Source organism: Leptothoe sp. LEGE 181152 (assembly GCF_032906605.1).
GTDB classification, from domain to species: domain Bacteria; phylum Cyanobacteriota; class Cyanobacteriia; order Phormidesmidales; family Phormidesmidaceae; genus Leptothoe; species Leptothoe turfae.
Genome location: NZ_JASATU010000060.1, coordinates 1 through 10,381 on the forward strand (window position 1 = coordinate 1; position 10,381 = coordinate 10,381).

The following is a 10,381-nucleotide window of genomic DNA, read 5'->3' on the forward strand; positions in this document are numbered from 1 at the left end:
TTTGGTAGATTGACGGTATCATAGGTCGTGATAGGTTGTGTTCGTAAAACTAGCCTATCTTTTTTTATCTACCCATTCTTAACTACTGAATTTATGGGCCTTGCAGCAGTTGTGTAACCCCGTCAGCGGCCCTGAACCACCTTTGGCTAATAGGGGGAAGTTAGCATAAATAAAGATGTTTATAATGACTGAGTCCCATGGGAGAATTCCAAATGGTGTTGGTGTGACATGGGCCATTACTCACTTCAAAAAGGGATTACATTCAAGCTAGTAAAAGTAAAAGTACCCAGAATTAGCTACAACACTTGCTGATGTACCGTCGCTAGAAACTGCCGTAGTAGCGTGATAAAGTTTGCTGTTTCGGTCTGGCTTAAGTCTGCTAAAAACTGATTTTCCCGTTCGAACAATACGGGCATTGCGGCATCGATCTTCTCTATACCAGCCTCAGAGAGTTGCACAATGACGCTGCGACGATCATCAGGATCGCGTAGACGGGTCACCATGCCATCTTTTTCTAGCCGATCAATGCGATTGGTCATGGCCCCCGAAGACAGCATTAACCACTTATACAGGGCAGTTGGCTTGAGTTGGTAAGGGGGACCCTGACGCCGCAGAGTTGCCAGCATATCAAAGGACCACACTGTGAGGCCAAAGTCGGCCAGTACGGTTTCTCGATGCTTCTCTAGTAATTGGGCTAGCTGCATAATACGCCCAACCACCGCCAGAGATGAAATATCCAGGCTAGGGGCCTCGCGTTGCCACTGGGTCAGAATTTTATCGATGTTGTCTTGAGTCATGGTTCCAGTATATCTCGATATCAAGACACTTGACGTCTAGCTTTATGTAAAGTATCTTGATATTAAGATATTTTCAAACAAAGGTTTTTTTCCTTTTTGAAAGATATCTTTGGTTGTCACGTCTTATTACGTCCGCCAGTCTTACGGAGCAACCTATGCAGATTAAGAAATTAGATCACGTTGGTATTCGGGTGATGAATGTCGAGAAATCGATGCAGTTTTATAAAACTCTTGGATTCCAAGTGATTCGAGAAGATTATAAAGAACAGGTTTTTGTCGTGAAGCATCCAAGTGGCATAGAGATTAACCTGATTGCCCATGGTGATAATGATCACGACAGGCGCAATATTCTCATGGATGTGGACGTGCGATATCCCGGCTATACCCACTATGCCATTGAGGTGGGATCGGTCGAGGATGCCAAAGCTTTTTTTGAGTCAATCAACATCAAAATTACAGGTGGACCTGTCACGTTTGGTGATGGCAAAACGTCAATCTTTATCCGTGATCCGGACTTGAATGTTCTCGAATTTACGGAACTTCCTACTTCATGAAACAACTGTGAGCAGGCAACGATGAAATATCCTACGTCTAAACTAATCGACATCGCGATCACGGCATTGGCCCCTATTTCCTGGGGGACAACGTATATTGTCGCAACAGAATTTTTGCCCCCTGGTCATCCCCTGCTGATAGCGGCGTTGCGATCGCTCCCCATTGGTCTATTGCTGACCATTACCCTCAGAAAATTACCCCACGGTATTTGGTGGTGGCGAATTCTTGTGCTTGGTGGTTTGAATATTGGTATGTTCCAGGCCTTGTTGTTTATAGCGGCCTATCGCCTGCCCGGTGGTGTAGCTGCCACAGCTGGCGCAATTCAACCCTTACTGGTTGTCTTGTTGTCATGGGTGATTTTACAGCAAAGGCCTGCTAAAGGGTCGATTTTAGTTGCGATCGCAGGCTTCTTTGGCATTGGCCTTTTGGTCCTGGACCCAACGGCTCAGCTTGACACCTTAGGTATTCTCGCCGCCCTGGCTGGGGCCGCCACCATGGGGCTGGGTACGGTGTTAGTAAAACGCTGGCGACCGCCTGTTTCTCTGCTCGTATTTACCGCGTGGCAACTCACGGTAGGTGGTGCACTATTGCTGCCGATTGCCCTGGTTATAGAAGGTCCGTTTACCCCATTGACCAAAACCAATTTACAAGGTCTTTTGTATCTGGGGTTGGTCGGTACTGGGTTGGCATACTTACTCTGGTTTCGCGGTATTGGTAAGCTCTCTGCACCTGCGGTGTCCTACTTAGGTCTCCTGAGTCCGGTGATGGCCACACTACTTGGGTTTTTCTGGCTACATCAGACACTGACACCTATTCAACTCTGTGGGATCGCCATTATCTTTACCACCATTTTGGTGGGACAAAAGATTATGGCCTCGCGTCCGACCCAGTTGTTATTTAAAACTCAATCGGGTATTGAGACAAAAATACTGAACGCGGCTGAACACCACCGTTAGTTGGCCTCAATCAGATTACAAATTTCAGTTCAAATGACCTTTGTCTATAATCTATTCCTTGGGTAGCTAACCTAGTTCGATGATTCAGCCTAAAGGAGTGCACAATGACTGACTTCCCTACAATTTTCCAAAATCAGTATAGCTGTGCCCTTTTGGCCGATGCTGCCTTTCGGGCAGGTATCTCACTCGACGCAGCTCCAAGCGGTCTCACGCCCATTGACCGGGCCATGAAATTAGCAGGTCCAATGGTTACCATCCAGGCCAATAATGATCTGGTCACCATCCTGACTGGGATCCATCAGGCAAGCACTGGTGATGTTATCGTCATCACAAACCACTCAAATGATGTGGCCTTGATTGGCGATCTGATCGCCACCGAAGCTAGCCGCAAGGGTATTGCAGGTATCATTGTTGATGGACTGGTTCGCGATACCACTGAACTGATTGAGATTGGGGTGCCGATCTTCTGTAGAGGTGTGTATCCCATGGGTCCCTTGAAACTTCCCCAAAATTTGAAAGGGATAGGCGACATCGGTTTAGAACTCACCCTCGGCGATACTACCGTCAAATCAGGAGATTGGGCCTTTGGGGATGCTGATGGGGTCATTTTCATTGGGAGTTTAGATCTACCAGAACTCTTGAAGTGGGCGGAGCAGTCGTACCAACGTGAGGAGTCTCTAGCAGCCCAGATACGGTCAGGAATTTCCCTGGGAGAGTTACTTGACCTTGACACCTTTATGGAGGAGCGAGCGGCTAATCCACAAGCTGACTTCAATCAGCATATTGCTAAATTAGGTCAAGCAATTTGAAACTATCAACCTTGGCACTGCCGACTAATAAGCCCATGGAATAACGCCCAAAGCAATGCCTAGCTTGGGTGGACAGTATGATTTGGTTGCCAAAAAAATACTCGTCCATCAGCCCAAACTATTTTGAAAATCACGACTGGTGGCTACTTCCAGCCTTTGAGTACAGGCTTAACAAGAACCAACAACTTAACAATTGCCATCTTCTATAATTCCCATATCTTGACCTGACGAGTAAATGGGCCCCAAGCATTTTGGTATAGGCCCTGGGCCTAAGATATTGTGCTTATTTGGAGGCTTTAAGCAGATGACAGAAAAATTGGTCGCTGTTGCTGTCGCGAATGATGGAACCATTGCACCCCATGCAGGAAGGGCATTGCAGTGGATGGTTTATATTGTTGCTGATGAAGTCAATGCACGCTTAGCCTGGACACTGAACTTAACCGATATAGGTTGCCTGCATGAATGGCATGTGCGAGGAGACGGTGAACGTCACCCACTGCATTTTGTTGACATTGCCATAGCTGCTTCCGCTGGTGAAGGCGTTCGGCGTCGGCTACAACAGCGAAATACAGAGTTGCTAACCACCACTGAGACAAATCCAGATCAGGCTGTAACAGCTTATTGGATGGGGGACTTAGCCGCAGGCTTGCCCCATGAACACCAGGCTTGCCTGCATCCGTCTGAGGTGAACGTGTGATCCAGGGACGAGCAACACAGGGACAAGATTGGATGGTTGCTGACGATGGTCAGGTGCAAGCCTGTACCACCCCTCGGCAATGGGACTTACTGGAAACGCCCTACCACTTTCATCGTTTTCTAACCCAGGTAGAAGACGTTCTCAAAAAATCACTCAATGAGTATGACTATCTGCCTGCTATTCGACATCTAGTCCGTAAGTTGGCCCTTAACTCCTATTGGTTACAGACCCAACACCCCAAACTTAGTACCTTAAGTGATGTTGCAATCCAGACGCTCTATAATGAAATTGGATATCCCCTAACGGTTCAAACTAACACCTACCCCCCTGGAATGGTTTCTCCCATTCATAATCATGGCACATGGGGCGTTGTGACCTTGTTAAAGGGGGAAGAGAAAAATACATTCTGGCAACATACTCCGACTCAAGCATTCAAAGATAAACTGACTCCAGTGGGAGAAAAAATCTTTCGCCCTGGGGATGTTATCAGCTTTTCTCCTGGTGCAATTCACTGCGTAGAGGCCGTTGGGAGTACTCCTCTGGTCACCTTTAACCTCTATGGTGAAACCCACAGCAAGGATAGATTTAAGTTTGATCCAAAGACCCATCAAGCCAAAAACTTTTAAGGAATAATATCAGTTCTCAGTTTTGAGTTTTGAGTTTTAGAATTCTGACACTGCAAAGTATAGAGGGCTTTGAACTGTAGATATACCTTTTTAGAAAGGTGAAATCAGTGTATCTCCCGATAGTATAAGGAGTAGATCTATCGCATTTCTCCTTATGAAAACCCTATTACTGGGTACTCTTACAGCTCTGTTAGCGCTAACGCCTAAAACTGAACGTGCCCAAGCTCAAGGCCTATTTACGCCCACAGCTGAAGGATGTGCAGCCATCATCGATCCAGCAATAAACGCAGATTGTCAGGAGGCCTACAAACTTCGACAATTTTTTCAGGACGAGCTCGAAGATATTCATACAATTTATCAACTGGCAGAACTCGTACAACCTGCAACCGTATGGATCTCTCCAGGCTATGGAGAGACATTAACGTTTGAGCCCCCTGCTAGAGTCATTGTGCTACAGCAGTTTATTCTGGCAGACACCGGGGAGCCATGGATTCATATTCGCTTTGCCTCTGGTGATTATGGATTTATTCAAACCAGCGTTGTAGAATAAGCCTTTACCTTCTAAAAATCGTCGTATCTAGCAGCCAATTAATTTCCGTATAGTGGGCTTTAAAGAGATGAGTCGTATCACTATTCAAGATTTGTCTTCCTATAAATCTCGGGGGGAGCGGTTCACAATGCTAACGGCCTACGACTACTTGACCGCGACTATTTTTGATGAGACTGGCATCCCACTAATTCTTGTCGGAGATACCCTGGGCATTTTTGTTCAAGGCCATGACACAACTCTCCCAGTGACCATGGATGCAATGGTTTATCACTGTGAAATTGTTGCTCGTGCGGTGCATCATGCACTTGTCATTGGCGATCTCCCATTCGGCTCATATACAACCTTGGAAAAGGGTGTCCAAAATGCAGGCAGACTTATCAAAGAAGCTGGCGTTCAAGCAGTGAAGCTAGAAGGTCGACATGATCAATTAATTCAACGCTTAACTCAAAATGGTATTCCAGTAATGGGCCACTTGGGCCTTACTCCACAGTCTTATCATCAATTAAGTGGCAATAAGGTGCAAGCCAGAACGACCGCTGCTGTTGAAATGTTGATTCAAGATGCGTTGGCACTTGAACATGCTGGAATATTTGCCCTCCTCTTGGAGGCAATTCCCAGTGTGGCTGCCCATGACATTACAGCTGCACTCAAGATTCCCACAATTGGCATTGGAGCAGGGCCTGATTGTGATGGGCAGGTGCTTGTCTCAACTGAAATGTTGGGTTTACACGAGGGACAATCACCCAGATTCGTTAAGCAATACGCGCAGCTTCATAGACATATCACAGCGGCAGCAAAGTGTTTTGCTGCAGAAGTTCGAGACGGAGCCTATCCCAGTGCTGAACATTCCTATAACTGGGTACTGAAATAACGAATGAATCTAGCTAGAAATTTAGTGAAAAACAATTGTAGCCTGCAAGAGTAGACTTTTATGATTCTTGAGAAGGACAAAGGAGTAAGTATGGATACAAGTTTTTGGTTGCAGAGATGGGAAAACAATAATATTACTTTTCACAGAAGTGACGCTAACCCTGTACTGGTCAACTATTTCCAAACGCTTTCTTTAATGAAAGACAGTCGTGTATTTGTACCATTATGTGGTAAAACCCGTGATATTGCTTGGCTGCTCTCCCATGGCTATCGTGTTGCTGGAGCTGAATTGGTTGAAATGGCCGTTGAGCAATTATTTATGGAACTTGAGTTAGAGCCAACCATATCAGACGCTGAGGAGGTCAAGCACTATAGCGCCAAGAATATCGATATTTTTGTTGGCAATATCTTCGATGTGTCTAGCCAGATACTTGGTCCAATCGATGCAGTTTATGATAGAGCAGCTTTAGTAGCCTTGCCCGAAGGCATGCGCAATCAATATTCAGCACACTTAATGGAGGTTACGTCTAAAGCACCACAACTGCTCATTAGCTATGAATACGATCAAACTCTGATGGCAGGTCCTCCTTTTTCAGTTAGTAACGAGGAAGTCAATCAACATTATGGAGATAGTTATGATTTAAATCTCCTGGTCAGCACAGATATTGTTGGTGGGTTAAAAGGTAAATGTGCTGCGAAAAAAAATATTTGGCTACTAAAAAACACATAATAACTTCTTGTCAAATCTAACTAGGGAATGCCATGTATAAAGTTTTTGGAGACATGTTGTCGGGCAATTGTTACAAAGTAAAATTGTTAATGCAGTTTCTTAAAGTCGAGCATGAATGGGTCCCTATTGATATTCTTGCCAGTGAGACCCACACGGAAGAATTTAAGCAGATGAATCCCAATGCCAGAATCCCCGTCATTCGACTAGGTGATGGCAAGTATCTTTGGGAATCTAACGCAATTCTGAATTATTTGGCTGTAGATACCCCATGGCTTCCCCAAGAGAACTATGCAAGGGCAAAGGTGCTACAGTGGCAGTCTTTTGAACAGTATAGCCATGAGCCCTACATTGCAACAGCCAGGTATATCAATAAGTATTTAGGATTACCTAAAGAACGAGAAGCAGAATATCATGCCAAACAGATCGGTGGGCATCGGGCCCTTGCGGTTATGGACCAACACCTGGCTCACCATAAATTCTTTCTAGGCGATCAGGTAACAATTGCAGACATTAGCCTATATGCCTATACCCATGTCGCCGATGAAGGTGGATTTGACTTATCAGCCTACGTCAATATCCGGCGATGGTTCAAAGATTTTGAAAGTATTCCGGGTTATATAACAATGTCCAGGGACAATGCTTAATGATGAAATCAGTTCATGGCGAATGTTCCTGCTCTAGCGATGGCTGTAGATCAAAGCTCTACAGAGGGAGGCTTAACGTTGAACATGTAGCTAAATCCAGGGTGGTACATTATTAACCAATAAACCGATGGCTGAGGAACTGGAGCGACATGTCAAGCATTGGATTACTTAATGAAAAGCCGCTCCATGCATCGCTGAAGACTTGGTACGCACAGCCAGGTGATCGATTTGAAGTGGCGGTTGATGGGTTTGTAATTGACATTGTTCGAGATGATCTATTGCTGGAAATCCAGACCGGCAATTTCTCAGCTGTCAAGTCGAAACTGATCAATCTGACACGTTCCCATCGGATACGGCTGATCTATCCCATAGCTCAAGAAAAATGGATTGTTAAGTTGGACGAGGCTAAGGGGAGTTATGGCAGTCGCCGCAAGTCACCGAAAAGAGGACGGGTGGAGGATCTATTCCGAGAAATGGTGAGTCTTCCCCAGTTGGTTTCGAGCCCTAATTTCTCACTAGAAGTCTTGATGATCCAGGAAGAAGAAGTGAGACGATTTGAGGGAAAGCGAAGATGGCGCAAGCGAGGATGGCGCACTGAAGAACGTCGGTTATTAGACGTCGTAGGCCAGAGGCGATTTGAAGGACCAGCAGATTGGCTGGTATTTCTGCCGGAAGGGCTAGAGTCATTTACTACGAAAGATCTGGCGGAAGCAAGAGATATTAGAAGAGAGTTGGCGCAGAAAATAGCTTATTTTCTACGAAAAGCGAGTCTCATTAAGCTGATAGGTAAGCAAGGACGGGCCAATCTCTACACTATTTCAGGTACCTAATAAGGGACTACTTTTGTCAGTATCTATTAGAACGGTCACTTTATAATACTATGTTTCTAGATTGTCAAGAAGCGTGCGATCGCAAATCTCCACTGCCCCACCACGACCACCCTATTACCCGCTTAAATAGAAGTATCCCTTCACTCGCTAATTGTAAATTTTGAGCTACATCCATAATTCAAAGCTCAGGTATCAAAAATCAAAATTTACCTTAAGTCAATGTTTAAAACCTTAATCATTCATGGTCATTTTTTAATCTAGAGGCCACACTAGGCTTAAAGCTTCACTTTTTGCCCCCATGTTTTATCCATCTAAACTGCAATTTAGACTGTTATGGCTGTTCGGCATCCTTGGAACAGCAACTACAGGCAGCTACCTATTTGCAGCCCCCGTAGTTGGCATCGGCTCATCAGTGTTCAAGAGAAGACCACTTTTAAGTTGGAGTCGGTCTAAAACTGTGAAACCTTTGGACGGATGGTTTGAGGCTGGTAGTCATCCCGATGATTATGAAATGGGGGCAGATCGCCGTACTACTTACGATGGCACTGCCAGTGGTACCGTGCAAGGCAAACATAATGGGTCAGAGGGCTTTGGCACATTGATGCAAGTCTTTGATGCCCGTGCGTACCAGGGACAGCGATTGCGCCTAACGGGATATGTCAAGGCTAAGGCCGTTGAAGATTGGGCCGGGTTGTGGATGCGGGTTGACAGCGCCTCTGGTCAAGTCTTGAGCTTTGACAATATGGAAAATCGATCGATTCAAGGCACGACAGAGTGGCAACCCTATGACATTGTTCTAGATGTACCGGTCGAAAGTAACAACATTGCGTTTGGTCTACTGCTGGCAGGAGATGGTCAAGTCTGGATGGATAACCTTCAGTTCGAAGTTGTTGATAATCATACACCAACGACGGCTATCAGCCTGGAGCAGTCCTCCGAAACACGACAATTAACAGAGTCACCGGCCAACCTATCGTTTGAGACGTTTTAGGCATGCCACAACAGCGCATCACTCGCAAACGTGGGAGGGTTTTGACCAATATAGGGTTACAAAAAGTGCAAATCGCCAAGCGTGAAGCCGAGATTTGGGAAGATGAAAATCTGTACAGCACAAATAAGACCCATCAAAGGGGACGTCGATAAAAATATTGCTATTCACAAAAAGTTTATTGCCTTAGCCGTTGCACAACAGGCAGATGCAATTTTCTTTCCCGAGCTTTCTATAACAGGGTATGAACCCACACTTGCCAAAGACCTGGCAACAAATCAGGATGATGCAAGGTTTGATGACTTTCAACACATTAGTGACAACTCTAACATCACTATCGGGGTTGGCATGCCAACTAAGCACGATGCTGGCATCTTAATCAGCATGATTGTTTTTCAGCCCCATCAACTCCGACAAACCTACTCAAAACAACTCTTACATTCAGACGAGTTGCCTTATTTTGTCCATGGCCAGCAGCAGGTTGTTTTAACAATTGAGAAAGAAAATATAGCCCCTGCCATTTGCTACGAATCGCTACAGCCAGAACATGCTGTGAAAGCGTTTGAGAGTGGAGCCACAGTCTATATTGCCAGTGTCGCTAAACCGGCCCGTGGAATTGCCAAAGCATTCAAACACTATCCAATTATTGCCAAGCAGTATTCAATGGCTGTGCTCATGGCCAACTGTTTGGGACCCAGTGATGACTTTGAAAGTGTTGGTCAATCAGCTATCTGGAATCAAGATGGATTACTAATAGGACAGCTTGATGAAACGACCGAAGGTATCTTGCTGTATGATACCGACACAGAAGAAATGCTATTGCTGATTTAAAGGATGCATCAATCTGTCAAACATGCCCCATGCCCACACTTTATAGATGAAATCATCCCAAGGATCAGCAATGCCGAAGAAATTATCAAATAAATGATTATTGGCTTACACCATGTTCAGATCACGGTTCCATCACGGCAAGAAGATGTTGCCAGAGACTTCTATTGCCATGTACTAAAGCTCCAAGAAATCCCAAAACCCAAGACCCTTCAAGCTCGTGGAGGGTTCTGGCTAAGTGTGGGTGATCACGCTATTCATGTAGGCATTGAAGACGGGATAGATCGAAGTCGTACCAAGGCCCATTTAGCCTAAAAAGCATTCACCTGCGAGTACGTCTCTGCTGACATCACACCCAAGGGGGCATTTCTACATACCTAAATTTAGGCCAAATAAAAGGCACGATGCTCAATGCCGAATCGCTGAACGTATTGCCAAAAGAGGAAAGGTGATGAACCCTTGAAAAACAAACCATCGTTTTTAAGGTGCATCACAATGGAT

At 45.3% G+C, this 10,381-nt stretch carries 14 protein-coding genes; 13 read left to right on the plus strand and 1 reads right to left on the minus strand.

All coding sequences use genetic code 11. The features are described from left to right. Positions 1-296: 296 nt before the first annotated feature. Entirely contained in the window at positions 297-797 is a 501-nt protein-coding gene (locus QGP82_RS27455) for a MarR family winged helix-turn-helix transcriptional regulator (RefSeq protein ID WP_163703174.1), read from the minus strand. A gap of 155 nt (positions 798-952) precedes the next feature. On the opposite strand from QGP82_RS27455, the gene QGP82_RS27460 reads away from it, so the two are divergent. The 13 genes from QGP82_RS27460 (at position 953) to QGP82_RS27520 (ending at position 10,195) form a co-directional block, all read left to right on the plus strand. Beyond that, on the plus strand, positions 953-1,351 hold the full coding sequence (locus tag QGP82_RS27460; protein ID WP_163663291.1) for a VOC family protein: 399 nt from the start codon (positions 953-955) through the stop codon (positions 1,349-1,351). A 21-nt stretch (positions 1,352-1,372) separates the two neighbouring features. After that, the gene (locus tag QGP82_RS27465; RefSeq protein WP_499061606.1) at positions 1,373-2,308 is read left to right on the plus strand and encodes an EamA family transporter; all 936 of its coding nucleotides are present in this window, start codon (positions 1,373-1,375) and stop codon (positions 2,306-2,308) included. A 104-nt stretch (positions 2,309-2,412) separates the two neighbouring features. After that, positions 2,413-3,117 carry an RraA family protein gene (locus tag QGP82_RS27470; RefSeq protein ID WP_163703177.1) on the plus strand — a complete coding sequence of 235 codons (705 nt, stop codon included), beginning with the start codon at positions 2,413-2,415 and terminating at the stop codon, positions 3,115-3,117. A 304-nt stretch (positions 3,118-3,421) separates the two neighbouring features. Beyond that, the gene (locus QGP82_RS27475; RefSeq protein ID WP_499061607.1) at positions 3,422-3,814 is read left to right on the plus strand and encodes a NifB/NifX family molybdenum-iron cluster-binding protein; all 393 of its coding nucleotides are present in this window, start codon (positions 3,422-3,424) and stop codon (positions 3,812-3,814) included. Then, the gene (locus tag QGP82_RS27480) at positions 3,811-4,440 is read left to right on the plus strand and encodes a cysteine dioxygenase family protein (RefSeq protein ID WP_499061608.1); all 630 of its coding nucleotides are present in this window, start codon (positions 3,811-3,813) and stop codon (positions 4,438-4,440) included. The genes QGP82_RS27475 and QGP82_RS27480 overlap by 4 nt, the downstream gene beginning before the upstream one ends. 154 nt (positions 4,441-4,594) lie before the next feature. Beyond that, a complete protein-coding gene (locus QGP82_RS27485; protein WP_499061609.1) occupies positions 4,595-4,990 on the plus strand; it encodes a hypothetical protein in 396 nt (131 codons plus the stop codon). A gap of 67 nt (positions 4,991-5,057) precedes the next feature. Further along, positions 5,058-5,861, plus strand: coding sequence for a 3-methyl-2-oxobutanoate hydroxymethyltransferase (gene panB / locus QGP82_RS27490; RefSeq protein WP_499061610.1), 804 nt, complete (start codon positions 5,058-5,060; stop codon positions 5,859-5,861). A 90-nt stretch (positions 5,862-5,951) separates the two neighbouring features. Beyond that, positions 5,952-6,590 carry a thiopurine S-methyltransferase gene (gene tmpT, locus QGP82_RS27495; protein WP_499061615.1) on the plus strand — a complete coding sequence of 213 codons (639 nt, stop codon included), beginning with the start codon at positions 5,952-5,954 and terminating at the stop codon, positions 6,588-6,590. Between the two features lie 32 nt (positions 6,591-6,622). Further along, positions 6,623-7,234, plus strand: a complete 612-nt coding sequence (locus QGP82_RS27500) for a glutathione S-transferase family protein (RefSeq protein ID WP_499061611.1) — start codon at positions 6,623-6,625, stop codon at positions 7,232-7,234. Positions 7,235-7,383: 149 nt separating this feature from the next. Beyond that, entirely contained in the window at positions 7,384-8,064 is a 681-nt protein-coding gene (locus tag QGP82_RS27505) for a DUF8091 domain-containing protein (protein ID WP_163663307.1), read from the plus strand. Positions 8,065-8,362: 298 nt separating this feature from the next. Further along, positions 8,363-9,055 carry a hypothetical protein gene (locus QGP82_RS27510; protein ID WP_499061612.1) on the plus strand — a complete coding sequence of 231 codons (693 nt, stop codon included), beginning with the start codon at positions 8,363-8,365 and terminating at the stop codon, positions 9,053-9,055. A 102-nt stretch (positions 9,056-9,157) separates the two neighbouring features. Continuing rightward, positions 9,158-9,883, plus strand: coding sequence for a carbon-nitrogen hydrolase family protein (locus QGP82_RS27515; protein WP_499061613.1), 726 nt, complete (start codon positions 9,158-9,160; stop codon positions 9,881-9,883). Positions 9,884-9,976: 93 nt separating this feature from the next. Then, positions 9,977-10,195, plus strand: coding sequence for a VOC family protein (locus tag QGP82_RS27520; RefSeq protein WP_499061614.1), 219 nt, complete (start codon positions 9,977-9,979; stop codon positions 10,193-10,195). Positions 10,196-10,381: the final 186 nt, after the last annotated feature.